This is a genomic window from Actinomadura citrea (assembly GCF_013409045.1).
Lineage (GTDB): Bacteria > Actinomycetota > Actinomycetes > Streptosporangiales > Streptosporangiaceae > Spirillospora > Spirillospora citrea.
In genome coordinates, this window is the sequence record NZ_JACCBT010000001.1 from 605,608 (window position 1) to 623,859 (window position 18,252).

The following is an 18,252-nucleotide window of genomic DNA, read 5'->3' on the forward strand; positions in this document are numbered from 1 at the left end:
GGGACGGTAAGGCGCGCATAGCGTGCGCGGGTAACGCGCGCCTTACCGGAGGTGATCCCCGTGCTGATCGCGCACTGGACGTTCGACGCCGGCACCGTGGACGGCCGCCGGGCGGCCGACACCGCCGGAGCCGCCCCCTCCGCCGAGCTGGCGGAGACCGCCCGGATCGTCCCCGGACGGGACGGGGAGGCGCTGGCGCTCGGCGAGCACGACCGCGCCGTGATCCCCGCGGCGCCGCAACTCGTCCTGAGCCAGATCTTCGGGTTCGGCCTGGCCTTCTTCGTCCGGGTCGACGAGGGGCCCACCGGTGAGTGGCGAAGCCTCCTCTACAAGCCCGTCGCCGAGAACGACGCGCGCGGCCTCGGCCTGTGGCTCTACCCGGACGCGATGCGGCTGCGCGTCCAGTTGTTCACCGTCAAGGGGCCCGACTACATCGACAGCCAGGCCAGGCTGACCGTGGGCGAATGGGCCCACATCGCCTTCGTCGTGGACACCCGGGGCATGGCCCTCTACGTCGACGGGGAGCAGGACTCCGCCGCCTCGCTGGAACATCCCGTCGTCACCCCGGCCGGGCCCATCTACCTGGGCAGAGAGCCCGCCAAGCCCGGCTTCGGCGGCCTCATCGAAGATCTGCGCGTGTACGCCTCGGCGCTCGGGCAGGAGGCCGTCCGCGCCCTGGCCGACCAGCCGGGCGGTTAGATCCGGCCGGGCCGGACCGGGTCACTAGGGGGTCGCCTGGGCGAACGGGAACTCGCGTTCGACGCAGCTCCGCCGGGACAGGTCGTCCGGGTACCGGGCCGCGTCCCCGCACTGGGCCGCTTTGCTCACCAGCCAGAAGAGCGCCCCGGAGCCGATCAGCAGGGCGACCGCGGAGCAGACCACCCCCACGAGGGCGGGACGCCGGTCGGGGTCGCGGCGCACGAGCGAGACCGTCCCCAGGACGAGGCCCACGAGCGCCGGGATCATCCCCGCGAAGCACGCCGCGAGCCCGGCCAGGCCGACGATCCCGAGCACCTGGGAGGCCCGCGCCAGGGTGCTCCGCCACGGCGGCGCGGGGGGCGAGTGGGTGCGGTACCCGGGCATCGTCATGCGTTCCTCCACGTGTCGTCCCCAGATTCCCCCGCACCCCGTGATCCCCGTGGTTTCAGGGAGTAAAGGTCGGTTAAGGAGATGCCACCGATCGGAGCAGGTGAACCGGGCATCTAGACTGGCGAACGTGCCTCTCCGTGACGGACGTCTGAGCCACGACATCGATCCCTCCGACCGTGCTCCGCAGGACGCCTGCGGGGTCTTCGGCGTCTGGGTTCCCGCCGAGGAGGCGGCCCGGGCCGAAGTGAGCAAGCTCACGTACTACGGGCTGTACGCGCTCCAGCACCGCGGGCAGGAGTCGGCGGGCATCGCCGTCAGCGACGGCTCGCGCATCGTCGTGTTCAAGGACATGGGCCTCGTCGCCCAGGTCTTCGACGAGTCGGTGCTGAACACCCTGCGCGGCCACATCGCCGTAGGCCACTGCCGCTACTCCACGACGGGCTCGCCCACGTGGGAGAACGCGCAGCCTACGTTCCGGTCCACCGACGACGGCGGGCTGGCGCTCGTCCACAACGGCAACCTCATCAACACGCCGGAGCTGGCCGCGCGGCTGGACCCCGGCGAGCTGACCGCCACGACCGACACCGAGGTCCTGACCGCCCTGCTCGCCGCGCGCGGCCAGGGCGGCGCGCTGGAGGCGGCCCGGGAGATCCTCCCGGCGACGCGCGGCGCGTTCTCCCTGGTCTTCATGGACGAGGGGACGCTCTACGCGGCCCGCGACCCCGAGGGCATCCGGCCACTCGTGCTCGGCGCCCTGGAGGACCGCGGCTGGGTGGTCGCCTCGGAGACGGCCGGACTCGACATCGTCGGCGCCCGGTTCGTCCGGGAGATCGAGCCGGGCGAGCTGATCGCGCTCGACGGCGAGGGCGTGCGGTCCGAGCGGTTCGCCGAGGCGCGCCCGAAGGGCTGCCTGTTCGAGTACGTGTACCTGGCGCGGCCCGACACGACGATCGCCGGGCGCAGCGTCCAGGCCACCCGCGTCGAGGTCGGGCGGCGGCTGGCCCGCGAGCACCCCGTCGAGGCCGACATGGTCATCCCGACGCCCGAGTCGGGCACGCCGGCCGCGATCGGCTACGCCGAGGCGTCCGGCATCCCCTACGGCCAGGGCCTGGTCAAGAACTCCTACGTCGGCCGGACGTTCATCCAGCCGTCCCAGACGATCCGCCAGCTCGGCATCCGGCTGAAGCTGAACCCGCTGCGGGAGGCGATCGAGGGCAAACGCCTGGTCGTGGTGGACGACTCGATCGTGCGCGGCAACACCCAGCGCGCCATCGTGTCGATGCTGCGGGACGCGGGCGCCGCCGAGGTGCACGTGCGGATCTCCAGCCCGCCCGTCTCCTGGCCCTGCTTCTACGGCATCGACTTCGCGACCCGGGCCGAGCTGATCGCCGGGAACCTGTCGGTGGAGGAGATCCGCGACTCCATCGGCGCCGACTCGCTGGGCTACGTCTCCCTGGACGAGCTGATCTCCGCCACGCACATCGCCAAGGACAGCCTGTGCCGGGCGTGCTTCGACGGCCAGTACCCCATCCCGGTGGAGCAGGACGCCCGCGGCAAGCACCTGCTGGAGGCCACTCGATGACGGACCGCCCGACGACCTCCTACGAGGCCGCAGGCGTCGACATCGCGGCGGGCGAGCGCGCCGTCGAGCTGATGAAGTCCCGGGTGGCCCGTTCGCGGCGGCCCGAGGTCGTCGACGACGTCAGCGGGTTCGCGGGGCTCTTCGACGCCTCGGCACTGCTGCGCTACACCAGACCCCTGCTCGCGACGTCCACGGACGGCGTCGGTACCAAGGTCGACCTGGCGCGGCGTCTCGGCGTCTACGACACGATCGGGCACGACCTGGTCGGCATGGTCATCGACGACCTCGCGGTGTGCGGGGCCGAACCGCTGTTCATGACCGACTACATCGCCTGCGGCAAGGTCGTTCCGGAGCGCGTCGCCGACATCGTCGGGGGGATCGCCGACGCGTGCGCCCTGGCCGGGTGCGCCCTCGTGGGCGGCGAGACGGCCGAGCACCCCGGCCTGCTGGAGGCCGACGAGTTCGACGTGGCGGGCGCCGGGACGGGCGTCGTCGAGGCCGACCGGATCCTGGGGCCGGAACGGGTGAGGGCGGGCGACGTCGTGCTCGCGATGGCGTCGTCCGGTATCCACTCGAACGGGTACTCGCTCGTCCGGCACATCCTGGCGACGACGGACCTGACGCTGGAGACCCGCCCGGCCGAACTCGACCGTCCGCTGGGCCAGGAGCTCCTCACCCCGACGCGCATCTACGCCAAGGACTGCCTTGCCCTGGCCGAGGCCGGCGGAGTGCGGGCGTTCGCGCACATCACGGGCGGCGGGCTGGCGGCGAACCTGGCCCGGTCGCTTCCGCCGAGGGTGGACGCCGTGCTGGACCGCTCGTCCTGGGAGGTCCCGGCCGTCTTCCGCCTGCTCCAGGCGCACGGCGACGTACCGCAGGCCGAGATGGACAAGACGTTCAACCTCGGTGTCGGCATGGCCGCGATCGTCGCCCCGGACCGCGCCGACGAGGCGCTCCGCCTGCTGGCCTCCCGCGGCGTCCCGTCCTGGCCCCTCGGCGAGATCACCGAAGGCACCGGCGACGCGACCCTCCGCTGACCCGCCGGCCCTGCCCGCCTCGCGGGCGGGGCTGAACGGGACGCTGAGCGTCTCTCGGACCTCTCAGGTCAACAAGGGCATGCCGGACACCGGACGCGGCCCGTGGGGTCGCTCAGCGTGAGCGGCGGTCCCCGGGCGTGCTCCGGCTCATGACAAACGCCACCGCCCGGCGGTGCGGGCGGTGGCGTGCTGTCCAACGGTCAACCGGAGGTGCCGTCCTTGCGGGTCTCCGTGCCGTAGTCGTCGGCGTAGTCGGCGTACTTCTCGACGAGCTCGTCATAGGAGTCTTCGCCGGAGTCGCTGACTCCCAGTTCATCCTTAAGGCGGTCGAGGTCCGTGTTGCCGGTGTTGTACTTGAGCTGCCGGGCAACCTTCACCTGCTTGGCCTTGGCTCGGCCGCGACCCATTGGCTCGACCCCCTCGATGGTCAGGGCTTTCGTGGGCCCATCAACGCGCGCGTGTACCACACGAACCGGTGCCTGATGAGCCATGCGTCAGTCACGAGTACAACCGTACCCGTTTTGCGCCTGGCTCGGTACATCGACGGTACGTGGCGGCGCCCCTGTTGCTGATAACGGCAGTGTATCCGGTGGTCACGTCAACGTGGGAAGGCCACCGTGGGACGGTCGTACGCCGCCCCACGGCGGCCCTCACAACGGTTTTGCAACGGTCTAAACAGGTCTAGGGATCCCACCCCCCGGCCGCGCCTTCCGCAAGCGCGGAGGCCGCGCCTTCCGGGAGCTCAGAGAAGGATGCCGCGCAGCCTGCCGACCTCCGACATCCGGCGCTCGGCGAGGCGGTCGGCGGCCACCGCCGGCGGGACGCCCTCGTCGGAGGCCAGCGCGAAGATCTTCCGGGTGGTGTCGTAGATGCCCGCTGCGCGGGCCTTGGCGCGGTCGAAGTTGAAGCCCTCGATCTCGTCCGCGACCTGGATCACACCGCCGGAGTTCACCACGTAGTCGGGCGCGTACAGGACGCCGCGGTCGGCGAGGCGCTTCTCCACGCCCGTGTGGGCGAGCTGGTTGTTGGCGGCGCCGCAGACGACCTTGGCGGCCAGCACGGGCACGGTGTCGTCGTCGAGGGAGCCGCCCAGCGCGCACGGCGCGTACACGTCGAGCTCCGTGCGGACCATGGCGTCGGCGTCGGAGACGACCTCCACCTCGGGGTGCAGCGCCCGGACGCGGTCGACGGCGGCCTCGGACACGTCGCAGATCACGACGTCCGCGCCGTCCTCGCGCAGGTGCTCCACCAGGCGGTGGCCGACCTTCCCGACGCCCTCCACCCCGACCCGCCTGCCGCGCAGCGTCGGACGGCCCCACACCGTTTCGGCCGCGGCCCGCATCCCCTGGAACACGCCGAACGCCGTGAGGATGGACGAGTCGCCGGCGCCGCCGTGCGCGACCGTCCGTCCGGTGACGAAGCGGCACTCGCGCGCGACGATGTCCATGTCCTCGCTGTAGGTGCCCACGTCGCACGCCGTGTAGTACCGGCCGTTCAGCGACTGGACGAACCGCCCGTAGGCCCGCAGCATCGCCTCGGACTTGTCCGTGGCGGGGTCGCCGATGATGACGGCCTTGCCGCCGCCGAGGTCGAGCCCGGCCAGTGCGTTCTTGTACGCCATGCCCCGGGACAGGTTCAGCACGTCGGCGAGGGCCTCTTCCTCGGAGCCGTACGGGTAGAAGCGGGTGCCTCCCAGGGACGGGCCGAGCGCGGTGGAGTAGATGGCGATGATGGCGCGCAGGCCGCTGGCCTCGTCCTGGCAGAAGACGACCTGCTCGTGTCGGGGTTCGGTGCCCTTGTGGGGCGCCCCGAAGACATTAGGCACGGTAGTGCCCTCCTCTCTGTCTCTAAGATCAGCCTAGGGCGCGCGATGGCGCCACGCCCGACCGAATCTCCTGCCACGATGCGATTCTCATGTCACGATGCGATGGTGCTTCCGTACGCGGCGTACCTACGGGTTTATGAACCGGTGACCGCCTTCCCGGAGCCCGCGCGGACCCTGTGGACGGTCTACGCCGACTCCAGGCGCCGTCCCAGGCGGATCCACGCGCTCGGGGTGGAGAACCGGGAGGCCGTGCTCAGGCTGACGGGCTCGCCGCCCGAGGTCGTCCCGGAACGGGAGAGCAGGGACGCCTACGTGCGGCGCCTGGAGGACATGATCTACGTGTGCCCGTGGGGGACGCGGCTGCGGTCCTGGCTGGCCTTCGAGCGGTTCAGGGACGAGCACGCGGCGGGCGTGGCGGCGGCCTTCGTCCCGCCGCCCCTCTCCGAGCGGGTGCGCAGCGACTTCGAGCAATGGAAGAACGCCGGCCGCTCCCTCCGCCCGCACATCCTGACGAGCACCTGGCACGTCCCGCTGGACTGGTTCGTGCCGTTCGCGCGCGGTGAGCGGTGCCTGATGCTCGGCACGCCGGGGGCCGGGCACCGGCCGGCGGACGACACGGCCGAGGAGTTCGCGGCCCACGGCCCGGCGACGGCGGCGCCCGCGCGGACCCTGATCTACGTCACCTCGATGGGGGAGGCCCGCCGCCGGGTGGCGGCCGCGCTCCCGGTGGTGCGCGAGAACCTCGGCGAGGGCACGGAGGACGTCTACCTCCTGTCGGCGGGACGGCTGGAGACCCTCGGCCGGTGGCTCGGCGAGTTCCATCCCCGCGCGCTCGTGGAACTCGACTACGGCGGGCTCGTCCATCTCCTGGACGACACCACGCTCCGTACTGACGAGTCGGTCGCGGAGATGACCGTGGCCCTCACCGGTATGGAGCGAGGTGAGGTCGAGCTGACCGTCGCGATGTACAAGCGTCTCCTGGCCCGCTGGCGCCCCGTGCGGGCGCTGGAGGCCGCGAACTAAAACAAATTTCCCGAATCCGCGCGCGATACGACTATACGTGTCGCTAGAATCACGCAGCGTGACCCAGTCGCCACCGGACACGCACACCACCCCGCTCTCGCGGGGATGTTTGCACGCAACTACCGCCAGGAACTTGCTTGTTGCGCTGAGTGGTGGCAAGGTTACACGTTGTGATGTCATAGTGGCTCTTTCGGGCCATAGGGGACATCAGTGACCACGCGAGGATCAATCGCAGGATCGCTGTCATCGGTCCACGGAGGAGAGGCCGCAAACATGTCAGCACGTACGCCAGAGGCCGAGCCCCTGCTGACGCCGGCGGAGGTGGCGACGATGTTCCGCGTCGACCCCAAGACCGTCACGCGCTGGGCGAAGGCGGGAAAGCTCACGTCGATCCGCACGCTCGGCGGGCATCGCCGGTACCGCGAGGCGGAGGTGCGGGCGCTGCTCGCGGGAATCCCGCAGCAGCGCTCGGAGTAGTCACGCCGACCGGCAGGGCTCCAGGGGAGCCCTCCGGGCGCACAGCGCAAGAGGGGGGCGGCCAGGAGGCCCTTGAACGGACCTCGCGCCCGAGTTGCGTGCGGGGACCCGCTCGGTGGTCTCCTGGCCGACACGGGACCACGGTCATCCGAGAACCGTCGGTCCCGAACGCCGAAGCCGCACTGTCCCCGGGACGGGCACCAGACCGCCCGCTCCCGGGGGCAGACCGCGGTCCCGGAGCCGCGGCGCTCGCTCCCGAAGGCAGAGCACGCGGTCGTCGGAACAACGGAGTTCCGTTCCGGGGGTTGTGTCCGGTTGTGGACGCAGCCGAGTTGGATGTCCGAAATTCCGCGCACGTCGTGGCGATAACCGCAGGTCGAACGGTTACTGGTTCGTCTCCGCGCGGCTAATGGCTCATCTCTTCGTGGGCCAGGCGGTCGAACAGGGCACCCGTGCCCGGGTCGTGCCTGCCGGAGATCTGCATGATCACCACGAGCTGGTCGACCAGCAGCCGCTCCAGGTCGGGGCGGGACACGTCGCGGTTCTCCAGCCAGTCCAGGCCGGCGGTCTCCACGGTCGCCATCCAGCAGCGCAGCGTGATGCGCAGGATCGGCGGCGGAACGTCGACGTCCAGTGAGTGCAGGATCCGGTCCAGCAGCAGCCGGCGGATCCCGTCCACTATCTCGCCGGCCTCGCCCGAGCGGTCGGCCGGCCCGCCGCGCAGCAGTGCCGTGTAACCGGCCGCGTGGCTCTCCACGAAATCGAAGTAGCGCTTCAGCGAGATCCGGAGCCGTTCGAGCGGCTTGCCCTCCGTGGGAGGTTCCAGCAGCACCGACAGGTGCTTCGCGGCGCTGCCGAGCGCCGCGATGTACAGCTCGTTCTTGCCGCCGAAGTAGTGGTAGACCAGCGCGCGGGAGGCTCCCGCCTTCGCCGCGACGTCGTCGATCGAGACGTCCTCGGGCGAGCGCGTGCTGAACAGCTGCAGCGCCGCCTCGATCAGTTCGTCCCGTCGCTCGTCCACGCTGAGTCGACGACGGCCGCGCCCGCCGTTCGGCCGGCTGCGCGCCTTTGCACCGGCCCCCGCACGATCTCCCACCTGGGCAGGGTATCCGAGCCGGGCGCGGTCAGGGGTGCACACCGAGCGCGCCGGTGGCGGGCCCGCCGCCGGGTCGTGTCCGTTCCCCGGCGCGACTGTGATCCAGAACACCACAGGCCCGAACCACCATTGTCGGATGCCCGTTACTCGCTGTCGCGGCGCTATGGGGGTGAGGCGCGGCATCATGGCATCTCCTCCCGAGCGGAGGGCGGCGCGCCGAATCCCCCCACCGGGGCGCTGCCGCGGCAGGTCCTGCAGGTTCCCCTGGACGGAGTGCCATGTCAGCTGAAGAAGCAAATCCCCCGCACGACATGCTGGGAGAGGGCGCGGTGCCCCGGCCGCGCAGCGAGCCCTCTCCCGCACCGCGCGACGAGGGCAAGGCGGTGCCCGCGCCGAAACCGACGATCCGCAATGTGGCCGAACGCGCCGGAGTGTCCAAATCGCTCGTCTCGCTGGTCATGCGAGGGTCACCGCACGTGAGCGAACGCCGGAGGCAGGCCGTCCTGCAGGCCGCCCGGGAGCTCGGCTACCGCCCGAACGCCGTGGCGCGCAGCCTGGTCGAGGGACGCACCCGGCTGATCGGCGCCATCGTCGCCGACCTGCACAACCCGTTCTTCGCCGAGTTCCTCGACGGGCTCCAGGAGAGCCTGCACGGCGCCGGGCTGCGAATGCTGGTCGGCAGCGGCCGCTGGGACCCGATGTTCGAGGCCGAGGCGGTCGAGGCGTTCCTGGAGATGCGGGTGGACGGGCTGGTGCTGCTCAGCGTCGTCCCGGAGTCGCTCAAGGAGGCCGCCGCCAGCGTCCCCGTGGTGGTCGTCGGCGAGCGCGACGTGGTCGGCGTCGACATCGTGGTGGACGACGACGAGCTGGGCGCGAGCCTCGCGGTCGACCACCTCGTCGAGCACGGCCACCGCCGGATCGCGCACATCGAGGGCGCGCGCTCCACCACCGCGCGCTACCGCCGCGCCGGCTACGAGAAGGCGATGCGGCTGCACGACCTGGCCGCCGAGATCGTCGTCGAGCCCGGCGACTTCACCGAGGACGGCGGCTACCGGGCCGCGCTCTCCCTGCTGCGCCGCGACGCCCGGCCGACCGCGATCTTCGCTCCCAACGACCTGGTCGCCACCGGGGCGCTGTCGGCCGCCGACGAGCTCGGCATGCGGGTCCCGGCGGACCTCTCGATCATCGGCTACGACAACACCCATCTCGCGGCGATCCGGCACATCTCGCTGACCAGCGTCGACCAGCCGCGCCGCGACATGGGCCGGGTGGCCGCCGAGATGCTCACCGCGCGCATCGGTGACCCGTCCCGCGCCGCGCGGCAGAAGCTGGTCGTCCCGCACCTGGTGGTCCGCTCGACGACGGGGCCCGCTCCCGCCATGTGACCCCGCCTGTGCGCCGCTTCAGGACGTCCCCCGCCTTCCCCTCGCTCCCGCCGGCCCGCTGCGTGCCGTGATCCGCGCGTCGTGACGCCCGCCGCCCTGGCTCGCGACGCCCCCCGTGCAGCTCCGCCCCGCTCCGCGCGGCCGTGCTCCCGAGGCCCGTCGTCCTGGTGGCCGTCGCTCACGTGACCCACGATCGCGGCGCCGTCGCGGTGCTCTCGTGGTTTGTGACGTCCTGCGTCGGGGCCGCGTCGCCGCCGCCGGCGCCGGTTATGGCCGCGGTACGGGGATGGTCGATCGTTTCCCGGGACGGTGCGTGCCGGGTATGGGGGAGGCCAAGCCTGCCGCATTCGCCGGGACGGGACCCGCGGCCAGGTGGTTAATGGGACTTCATCGTCGGCGGGCAGTCCCGGGCGGCCTCGCAGATGGCCGCCGGGCCGGGCCTGCCGGCGGTCGGGAGAGGGTCCGTTCACCCAGAGGGGAACAGGTCGTGCGTGATCCGGAACTGGTGTCGTGCGCGCAGCGCGCGGCGAGCGAATTGGAACGCGCGTGGTCGGAGTGGCGGCACGCCCGCGGCCTCGCCGAGCAGGTGTCGGAGTCCGTCGCCAGCTACGTGGCCCATTCGATCGACCACCCGTGGGGGCGGCCCCGCGTGGTCCTCGGCCTGGACGCCGACGAGGCGCGCGCGCTCGCGGCCCTGCTGGGCAAGGAGGACCCCCTGCGCGGCTGATTTCCCCGACTCCGTTTGACGAACCTGCGCCGGTGTGCAGACTGTCAGGGTCGGTAACGAAGTCATCACGGAGGAAAACGGCCTGTGCGAATTCATCGAGGCGGCCCCGCGGTCGCCGGTATCGCGCTGTGCCTGGGCGCGCTCGTCGCGTGCAACGCTTCCTCCGGGGCGTCCGGCGGTGAGGCGGCCGGGCCGCCGACGGCCGGGACGGCGTCCCCGGGCGCCAAGGGCGGCAAGGCGCCCGCGTCCGCCGGGGGGGACGCCGAGTCGCTCGACGGCAAGGTGATCGTCATCGACCCCGGGCACAACGGCGGCAACGCCGACCACCCGTCGGAGATCAACCGGCAGGTGAAGATCGGCAACGGCAGCAAGGCGTGCGACACGACCGGCACCGAGACCAGGGCCGGCTACGCCGAGCACGCCTTCACCTGGGACGTGTCGAAGAGGCTCGCCGGCATCCTGAAGTCCCGGGGCGCGAAGGTCTCGCTGACCCGCAAGGACGACAGGAGCGTCGGTCCCTGCGTCACCGAGCGCGCCGCGCTCGGCAACCGGCTCAAGGCCGACGCCGCGCTGTCCATCCACGCCGACGGGGCGGCGGCGTCCGGTCACGGCTTCCACATCATCGAGCCGCTCTCCATCGGCCGGAACTCCGAGATGGTGAACGGTTCCGCCGAGTTGGGCGAGGCGCTGCGGAACGCCTATCACGAGGGCACCGGCATCCCGTACTCCAACTACCTCGGCAAGAAGGCCATCGACCGGCGCGACGACCTCGGCGGTCTCAACATGTCGACCGTGCCCAAGGTCTTCATCGAGTGCGGCAACATGCAGAACCAGGGCGACGCCGACAAGCTGTCCAGCGCGTCCTTCCGGCAGCGCATCGCCGAGTCCCTGGCCGCGGGTTTCCAGGCCTACCTGGGCTGATCGCGAACGGCGATCCGGGACGCGCGCCGGGCCCGCAGCGGGCAGGATGAGCGGATGCCTGATCTTCGTCGTGTGCGCGAACTGCTGCTCGGGGCCGGTTACACCGTCGCGGGGGTGCGCGCGTCGCTCGGCCCGGTCGCCGGCGGGGCGCTGGCACGGGACGAGATCGTGCCCGCGCTGCGGGCGACGGCCGGCGGGTCGCCGGTCGAGGTGCTGACCCGGCTGTTCTGGCTCCAGGTGCCCGTCCCCGAGGACGCGGTCGCCGCCGACGCGCTGGTGGCGGTGGGGCTCGCCGAGGTGTCGGGCGGGCAGGTGCGGGCGCTGCTGCGCGTCGAGCCGCTGGAGGCGGTGGACGGCGACGGGCACGCCGGTTACGCCGTGTCCGATCTGAAGGTGCGGCCCGGGGACGGACGCGTTCCAGCGGACGATCATGTGGTGGGGACCGGAGGTGCGTCCGGGAATCTCGCCCGGCTGGTTGTCCACAGGCCTGTGGACAACGTGCTCGATCTGGGCACCGGCTGCGGCGTCCAGGCCGTGCACGCGGCGGGGCGCTCGCCGGGCGCGCGCATCACCGCGACGGACGTGAACCCGCGGGCGCTGGAACTGGCCGAAATGAGCTTCGCGCTGTCCGGCGTGGACGGCGCGGAACTGCTGCGCGGGTCGCTGCTGGAGCCGGTCGAGGGCCGCCGGTTCGACCTGATCGTGTCGAATCCCCCGTTCGTCGTCGCGCCGCCCGGCGACCGGCGGTTCACCTACCGCGAGTCGGGGATGGCGGGCGACGACTTCTGCCGGCGGCTCGTCGAGAGCGCCTCCCGGTACCTGAACGACGGTGGATATTGCCAGCTCCTGGCCAATTGGCTGCATGTCGACGGGGTTCCCTGGGAGGAGCGCGTCGGCGCGTGGGTGGACGGCTGCGACGCGTGGATCGTCCAGCGGGACGTCCAGGATCCGGCGGAGTACGCCGAGTTGTGGCTGCGGGATTCCTGCGAGGCGGGCACGCCCGAATACCGCGCCCGGTACGAGGCGTGGCTCGACGAGTTCGAGCAGCGGGACGCCACCGGGATCGGGTTCGGCTGGATCACGTTGCGGCGCAGCGAGCGCCCGGCCGTCCGGATCGAGGAGGTGCGGCACGCCGTCGAGCAGCCCGTCGGCGCGTACGTCCACGAGGTGCTGGACGGCCTCGTGAAGGCGGAGGAGTTTTCCACAGCCTGTGGACGACGGCTCGCCGCGGCGCCCGGTCTCGTCCAGGAACAGATCGGCCCGCCCGGCGCCGAGGACCCGGAGCGGATCGTCCTGCGGCAGACGGATCGGCTCCGCCGCGCCGCCGGTGTCGGGACGGTCGAGGCCGCCCTCGCGGGTGTCTGCGACGGCACCCTGCCCCTCGATCCGCTCCTGGACGCCATCGCCGAGCTCACGGACACGGACCCCGGTGAGGTCCACGCGCACGCCGCGGCCGTGCTGCCGGAGCTGATCGCCGACGGCTTCTTCGCCTGAACCGGACGGACGTCTCCCGAGGGTCAGCCGCGGGCTTCGTCCAGGGTGCGGAAGGCGCTGCCGCGCAGGCGGCGCGACAGGTCGCGGTTGACCCGGTGCGCCCAGAGCGGGCCGCCGTAGATCATGCCGGTGTAGCCCTGGACGAGGGTCGCGCCCGCCCGGACGCGTTCCCACACGTCGTCGGCCGTCTCGACCCCGCCGACGGAGACCAGTGCGAGCCGCCCGCCCGTGCGGGACCGCAGCCGGCGCAGGACCTCGAGCGACCGCTCGCGCAGCGGCGCGCCCGACAGCCCGCCGGTCTCCTTGACCAGCGCGGGCGGGCTGAGCAGGGCGTCCCGGCCGATCGTGGTGTTGGTCGCGATGATGCCGTCGAGACCGAGTTCGAGGGCGAGGTCGGCGACGGCGTCGACGTCGTCGTCCGCGAGGTCCGGCGCGATCTTCACCAGCAGCGGGACGCGGCGGGCGGACGAGCGGTCGGCGGCCTCGCGCACGGCCGTCAGCAGCGGGCGCAGATGCTCGACGGCCTGCAGGTTCCGCAGGCCCGGCGTGTTGGGGGAGCTGACGTTGACCACGAGGTAGTCGGCGTGCGGGGCGAGCCGCTCGGTGCTCGCCACGTAGTCGGCGGCGGCCGAGGCCTCCGGGACGACCTTGGTCTTGCCGATGTTGGCGCCGACGATCGTCCCCGGCGCCCGGTCGGCGAGCCGCCGCGCGGCGGCCTCGGAGCCCGCGTTGTTGAAGCCCATCCGGTTGACGACCGCCCGGTCCGGGGCGAGCCGGAACAGCCGCGGGCGCGGGTTGCCGGGCTGCGGGCGGCCGGTCACCGTCCCGATCTCGACGTGGCCGAACCCGAACGCGCCGAGCGCCGCGTAGGCGACGGCGTCCTTGTCGAACCCGGCGGCGAGGCCGAGCGGGCTCGGGAAGTCCAGCCCGAGGGCGCGGACGGCCAGCGCCGGGTCGCGGGGCGCGAACAGCCGCCGCAGCAGCGGCACCGCTCCGGGCACCGCCTGGACGGCGTGCAGCGCGCGCAGGGTCAGATGGTGGGCGCTCTCCGCCGGGACGCGGGCGATGACCAGTGAGAAAAGGAGTCGATACATCACCCGCCAGTATCTCAGCCGGGCCGCGGGAAAATCGTTCGCGGGGCGCCGAACCGCCGCCTAACCTGACCGCATGCTTCTCCATGCCGAGGCCACCGCCTGGTGGCCCACTCCGCAGCGCGTCTACCGCGACCGTCCCGCCGGCAGGTCCGGCCGGGACGCGATCGGCGTCTGAGCTGCACGCTCCCGCGCGGCCGGACCTGGGTGCGAACGAACCACGACACACCCAGCCGAACGGGAGAACCTCATGTCCAAGAGCCGAGGCCGCAACGGCATGCTCGGCGTGGGCGGCCAGCGCAAGAACCTGTCGCGCAGCGAGCTGCGCGGCGGGAAAGCGCAGGCAGCCGACGGCGGCGCCGGTACGGCGGCCGAGAGGAAGAGGGAACTGCTCCGCAAGATGCGCGAACGCACCGAGCGGCGCACCTCCGGCGACGACGAGTAGCGAACGGAACGCGCCGGTCCACTCAGGGGCCGGCGCGTTCTACCTTCCGCGGAAGGTGCGGCGGAGTGTGAGGCGGACGTCGTGGGCGGCTTCCCGCATCGTCCGGCGTACAGCGCGGAGAGGGTCGCGTACGGTTGCCCGCCACGTTGAGCGGATGCCGTGTCCGATCGGGCGCAGGACGCTCTGCCGCACCCAGCGGACCGGGGCGACGACCAGTACCCGCACCGGGACGACGACGAGCGTTCGCCAGAGCCAACGGAGGATCCGGGCGGCGAGGCGCCATGCTCCCACGGCACCGGCGACGACCGGGGCCAGGAGGTACCGCCACATCGCCCGTGCGGGCGCGACGATCAGGACGCGTCCCAGCCAGGCCAGGCAGCGCCCGATCAGCCGCCACGACCAGGCCACCGCCGCCGCGAAGGCGCGCCAGCCGGTGGCGAGTGCGCCGCCGAGCGCGCCCAGGAGGGTGAGGGTGCGGCGGCCGACCCACGTGAGCCCGGCCCAGAGGGCGCGGGCCAGCCAGGCGATGCCGAGCAGCGGCGGGCGCAGGACGTAGCGCCACAGCAGCACGGCCGGCAGGACGACGAGCACTCCGATCAGCAGGCCGATGCCCTTGAGGAGCAGGCCGAGGCCGCTCCCGAGGACGCCGAACAGCCAGGCGATTCCGCGGCCGAGCGCCCGGAGCGGACGCAGCAGGAGGAACGCGAGCAGTCCTGCGAGGCCGCGTCCGAGCAGGGCCAGGAAACGGCCGATCGGCGCGATGAGGACGCGGTGGACCCACCGGGCCAGCCGTCCGGTCCCGCGCCCGAACCACCGGAGGAAGCCGAGGACCACGACGACGGCGAGCCAGCGCAGCGGCCGGACGAGGACGAGGTCGAGCAGCGCGGCGACGCCCCGTCCGACGGCGGCCAGCAGCCGTCCGGCCGGAGCGAGCAGCCGGCGGTACAGGGCGCGCCAGGCGCCGCGCAGCATCCGGCCGAGGAGCCGGGCGAACCGGCCCGGAACCCGCACGAGAACGTTCCAGGCCGCCCGGACGCCCCGGGCCGCCAGCACGGCCAGGTCCCAGCCGAACCGCAGCGGGATCACGACGATCAGCGCCACCACGCGGGCCGGCACGACGATCCACGCCGGACCCGGACCCGGACCGCGATCCGGTACCGGCGCCGGGGGACGTTTCTTCGTCAGGTCGACCGGGCCGCCCGCTGAGTCGTTTCCCGTGGTCACCGCAGCCTTCCTCGTCCACCGCCGCAGGCATGCGGCACCAGAATGTGACTCGGCGCGGGGGTGACCGGTTCCAGGCGGTTGAACCCGCTCCGAGGCGTTCACCGTATTCCTCCTCGATCCGGGAGAGCGGCGGCTCCACCTCGATCGACGTGCGGGACCTGGAACCGGAGCCGGGGCCCAGGACGACCTGGAGGACACGACATGAAATTCCCACGTTGGGCGATCCCGGCTGCTGCCGCCCTCACGGCGTCGGGACTGGTGCTGAGCGGGTGCGGGCAGGAGAAGGCCGGGGGGAGGCAGAACGCCGCGGGCTCTCAGACGCAGACGCAGCCGTCGGCCGAGCCGTCCGAGTCGCCCGCACCCGAGCCGACCGTGCTGGAGGTGGCCAGCGTCACCAAGCTCGGCAGGGTCGTCACCGACGGTAAGGGCATGACGCTCTACCGCTTCGACAACGACACCGCCCGGCCGCCCGCGTCGACCTGCGCGGACGCGTGCGCCAAGGCGTGGCCGCCGGTGTGGGCGGGCCAGGGGAACACCGAGGTCAAGGGCGTCCAGCAGTCGCTGGTCGGCAAGGTGAAGCGGCCGGACGGCAAGTGGCAGGTCACGCTCGGCGGGTGGCCGCTCTACCGGTTCGCCAAGGACGGCAGCCCCGGTGACACGAAGGGGCAGGGCGTAGGCGGAACCTGGTACGCCGCGGCGCCGACCGGCAAGAAGGCGGCCCCGCTCAAGCAGGCGAACGGCAACCGCTGGAAGGGCTGGACGGTCGTCAAGGCCAAGCGAGACCCGAAGCTCGGCCTGATCCTGACCGATGGCAAGGGCATGACGCTCTACCGCTTCGACAAGGACAAGAACAAGCCGCCGACGACCAACTGCTTCGGCTCGTGCAAGAAGGCGTGGCCGCCGGCCGTCTTCAACGGCTGGAAGCACCTCAAGCTCGAAGGCGTCTCGAAGAAGGTCGTCAACTTCATCGAGCGCAAGGACGACGGCAAGTGCCAGCTCACGATCGACGGCTGGCCCATGTACTACTACGAGCAGGACAAGCAGCCCGGCGACACCAAGGGCCAGGGCGTCGGCGGGGTCTGGTGGGCCACCACCCCGACCGGCAAGAAGGCCGTCGGCACGGGGTCCGGTGGCGGGGGCGGAGGCGGCTACGGGTCTGGCGGCGGCTACTAGAGCCGTCCACCACGCCGTATCTCCCATCAGGCGAAGGCGCGGAGGGCAGCGCGGGTCGGTCGGGGCCCGCGCTCCCTCCGCGCCTTCTTCATGCGCCGACCAGGGGCTTCTCACAGACGTGCCACGACCCTCGCCTTCCGGTGACGCTCCGGATCTCGACACTCACGCGATCCGATGGTCGAATGGGGGACCAATCCCGCCGAGGGTGCGGCCCGGCGAAGTGCCCGCAGTCCGGTGGGAGCTGCGGGAGGCCCCATGGGCGAGCGAGTCGATCGAACGGAGAGCGACCAGGCGGGACAGACCCGGCCCCGGGAGAGGGCGGCCGGGCGGCACGGTCCCGCGGAACGGGCGCGTTCGGCTTGGCTCAGGGGCGCGGTGGCGCTGGCGCTGCTGGCCGGCGGGCTCACGGCCTGCGGGGACGGCGGCGGGACGCCGAAGCTCACCTGGTACGTCAACCCCGACAACGGCGGCCAGGCGGCCCTCGCGAAGTCCTGCACGCAGGCCGCGGGCGGCCGGTACCGGATCGAGACGTCCCTGCTGCCGAGCGACGCCACGCAGCAGCGCGAGCAGCTGATCAGACGGCTGGCCGCCAAGGACTCCGGGCTCGACCTCATGAGCCTGGACCCGGTCTTCGTGGCCGAGGCCGCCAACGCCGGGTTCCTGCGCCCGTTCACCAAGGGCGAGGCCGCGCCGCTGACCGACGGCGTGTTCGCCCCCGCCGTGCAGAGCTCGATGTGGGAGGGCAAGCTCTACGCGGCGCCCTTCTGGGCCAACACGCAGCTGCTGTGGTACCGCAGGTCGGTGGCGAAGAAGGCGGGCATCGACCCGAACGCGCCCGACTTCACCTGGGACAAGCTCATCGACGCGGCCGTCCGGACGAACACCACCATCGGCGTCCAGGGCAACCGGTACGAGGGCTACATGGTGTGGATCAACTCCCTGATCGCCTCGGCCGGGGGCCGCATCATCAGCAACGCCGAGAAGGGCGACGACGCGAGCATCGACATCGACTCGCCGGCCGCCGGGCGGGCGGCGTCGATCATCCGCAGGCTCGCCCGGTCCTCCGCCGCGAGCCCGACGCTGTCCACCGACATCGAGGAGCAGTCCCGGGCGACGATCAACGGCGCGCGCGGCGGCTTCCTGCTCAACTGGGGCTACGTCTGGCGGGCCGAGAAGGGCGACGCCGACGCGGGCGCCATCGGCAAGAACATCGTCGGCGACCTCGGCTGGGCCCGCTACCCGCGGGTCGACCCGCGGCAGCCGAGCAAGCCCCCGTTCGGGGGCATCGAGATCGGCGTCGGCGCGTACAGCAGGCACAAGGGCCTGGCCGTGGAGGCGACCCGGTGCATCACCTCGCCGGCCAACATGAAGCGGTACATGCTCGACGAGGGCAACGTCGCCGCCCGCCCGGCGATCTTCGATGATCCCGACATCCTCAAGGAGTTCCCGATGGCCCCGCTGATGCGGGACTCCATCGCCGCGGCCGCGCCCCGTCCGGCCACCCCCTACTACGCCGACCTGTCCGGCGCCGTCCAGAACCGCTGGCATCCGCCCGCGTCGGTGAACCCCGCGACGACGCCGCGCCGGTCCGCGGAGTTCGCCCGGGCGGTCCTGGGCGACCAGGCGCTGCTGTGAGGCGAGGCTCGGAAAGGAAGGTGTCCGG

The 18,252-nt window shown here is 72.3% G+C and carries 18 protein-coding genes; 12 read left to right on the plus strand and 6 right to left on the minus strand.

The annotated features are described in order from the left end of the window. Positions 1 to 60 precede the first annotated feature (60 nt). Positions 61 to 699 (plus strand): LamG domain-containing protein, encoded by a 639-nt coding sequence (locus tag BJ999_RS03025; RefSeq protein ID WP_179831842.1) that lies wholly within the window; start codon positions 61 to 63, stop codon positions 697 to 699. 24 nt (positions 700 to 723) lie between these two features. Here the strand turns inward: BJ999_RS03025 and BJ999_RS03030 are convergent, their stop codons facing one another. Then, positions 724 to 1,089, minus strand: a complete 366-nt coding sequence (locus BJ999_RS03030; RefSeq protein WP_179831843.1) for a hypothetical protein — start codon at positions 1,087 to 1,089, stop codon at positions 724 to 726. Positions 1,090 to 1,216: 127 nt separating this feature from the next. Here BJ999_RS03030 and purF point away from each other — a divergent pair, with 127 nt between their 5' ends. Together purF and purM are read left to right on the plus strand one after the other, a co-directional pair. Next, positions 1,217 to 2,671: an amidophosphoribosyltransferase gene (gene purF, locus BJ999_RS03035; RefSeq protein ID WP_179831844.1), complete on the plus strand. Its 1,455-nt coding sequence runs from the start codon at positions 1,217 to 1,219 to the stop codon at positions 2,669 to 2,671. Next, positions 2,668 to 3,708 (plus strand): phosphoribosylformylglycinamidine cyclo-ligase, encoded by a 1,041-nt coding sequence (gene purM / locus BJ999_RS03040; RefSeq protein ID WP_179831845.1) that lies wholly within the window; start codon positions 2,668 to 2,670, stop codon positions 3,706 to 3,708. Before purF ends, purM begins: the two co-directional genes overlap by 4 nt. Positions 3,709 to 3,908: 200 nt before the next feature. On the opposite strand, the gene BJ999_RS03045 is transcribed toward purM, so the two are convergent. After that, complete coding sequence (locus BJ999_RS03045) at positions 3,909 to 4,115, minus strand: DUF3073 domain-containing protein (RefSeq protein ID WP_179831846.1); 207 nt, start codon at positions 4,113 to 4,115, stop codon at positions 3,909 to 3,911. 335 nt (positions 4,116 to 4,450) lie between these two features. Continuing rightward, entirely contained in the window at positions 4,451 to 5,533 is a 1,083-nt protein-coding gene (locus tag BJ999_RS03050) for a Leu/Phe/Val dehydrogenase (RefSeq protein ID WP_179831847.1), read from the minus strand. 102 nt (positions 5,534 to 5,635) lie between these two features. On the opposite strand from BJ999_RS03050, the gene BJ999_RS03055 reads away from it, so the two are divergent. Both BJ999_RS03055 and bldC read left to right on the plus strand, forming a co-directional pair. Then, on the plus strand, positions 5,636 to 6,556 hold the full coding sequence (locus BJ999_RS03055; protein WP_476723711.1) for a DUF8083 family protein: 921 nt from the start codon (positions 5,636 to 5,638) through the stop codon (positions 6,554 to 6,556). Between the two features lie 273 nt (positions 6,557 to 6,829). Then, a complete protein-coding gene (gene bldC / locus BJ999_RS03060) occupies positions 6,830 to 7,033 on the plus strand; it encodes a developmental transcriptional regulator BldC (RefSeq protein ID WP_012850682.1) in 204 nt (67 codons plus the stop codon). A gap of 406 nt (positions 7,034 to 7,439) precedes the next feature. On the opposite strand, the gene BJ999_RS03065 is transcribed toward bldC, so the two are convergent. Next, complete coding sequence (locus BJ999_RS03065; RefSeq protein ID WP_229810196.1) at positions 7,440 to 8,054, minus strand: TetR/AcrR family transcriptional regulator; 615 nt, start codon at positions 8,052 to 8,054, stop codon at positions 7,440 to 7,442. A 353-nt stretch (positions 8,055 to 8,407) separates the two neighbouring features. On the opposite strand from BJ999_RS03065, the gene BJ999_RS03070 reads away from it, so the two are divergent. The 4 genes from BJ999_RS03070 to BJ999_RS03085 all read left to right on the plus strand — a co-directional run bounded on the left by BJ999_RS03070 (position 8,408) and on the right by BJ999_RS03085 (position 12,656). Continuing rightward, positions 8,408 to 9,514: a LacI family DNA-binding transcriptional regulator gene (locus BJ999_RS03070; RefSeq protein ID WP_229810197.1), complete on the plus strand. Its 1,107-nt coding sequence runs from the start codon at positions 8,408 to 8,410 to the stop codon at positions 9,512 to 9,514. 487 nt (positions 9,515 to 10,001) lie between these two features. Next, positions 10,002 to 10,241, plus strand: a complete 240-nt coding sequence (locus BJ999_RS03075; RefSeq protein ID WP_089315141.1) for a hypothetical protein — start codon at positions 10,002 to 10,004, stop codon at positions 10,239 to 10,241. Between the two features lie 84 nt (positions 10,242 to 10,325). Beyond that, a complete protein-coding gene (locus BJ999_RS03080) occupies positions 10,326 to 11,162 on the plus strand; it encodes an N-acetylmuramoyl-L-alanine amidase (protein ID WP_308427234.1) in 837 nt (278 codons plus the stop codon). A gap of 54 nt (positions 11,163 to 11,216) precedes the next feature. Continuing rightward, entirely contained in the window at positions 11,217 to 12,656 is a 1,440-nt protein-coding gene (locus tag BJ999_RS03085) for a DUF7059 domain-containing protein (RefSeq protein ID WP_179831849.1), read from the plus strand. 23 nt (positions 12,657 to 12,679) lie between these two features. On the opposite strand, the gene BJ999_RS03090 is transcribed toward BJ999_RS03085, so the two are convergent. Next, positions 12,680 to 13,750: a quinone-dependent dihydroorotate dehydrogenase gene (locus BJ999_RS03090; RefSeq protein WP_179831850.1), complete on the minus strand. Its 1,071-nt coding sequence runs from the start codon at positions 13,748 to 13,750 to the stop codon at positions 12,680 to 12,682. Between the two features lie 247 nt (positions 13,751 to 13,997). Between BJ999_RS03090 and BJ999_RS03095 the strand changes: the two genes are divergently transcribed. Next, a complete protein-coding gene (locus tag BJ999_RS03095) occupies positions 13,998 to 14,192 on the plus strand; it encodes a DUF6243 family protein (RefSeq protein WP_179831851.1) in 195 nt (64 codons plus the stop codon). A 39-nt stretch (positions 14,193 to 14,231) separates the two neighbouring features. Here BJ999_RS03095 and BJ999_RS03100 read toward each other — a convergent pair whose 3' ends face one another. Then, positions 14,232 to 15,416, minus strand: coding sequence for a hypothetical protein (locus BJ999_RS03100; protein WP_179831852.1), 1,185 nt, complete (start codon positions 15,414 to 15,416; stop codon positions 14,232 to 14,234). A 201-nt stretch (positions 15,417 to 15,617) separates the two neighbouring features. Between BJ999_RS03100 and BJ999_RS03105 the strand changes: the two genes are divergently transcribed. Both BJ999_RS03105 and BJ999_RS03110 read left to right on the plus strand, forming a co-directional pair. Then, complete coding sequence (locus tag BJ999_RS03105) at positions 15,618 to 16,589, plus strand: hypothetical protein (RefSeq protein ID WP_179831853.1); 972 nt, start codon at positions 15,618 to 15,620, stop codon at positions 16,587 to 16,589. Between the two features lie 255 nt (positions 16,590 to 16,844). Then, the gene (locus BJ999_RS03110; RefSeq protein WP_179831854.1) at positions 16,845 to 18,224 is read left to right on the plus strand and encodes an extracellular solute-binding protein; all 1,380 of its coding nucleotides are present in this window, start codon (positions 16,845 to 16,847) and stop codon (positions 18,222 to 18,224) included. The last annotated feature ends 28 nt before the right edge of the window (positions 18,225 to 18,252 follow it).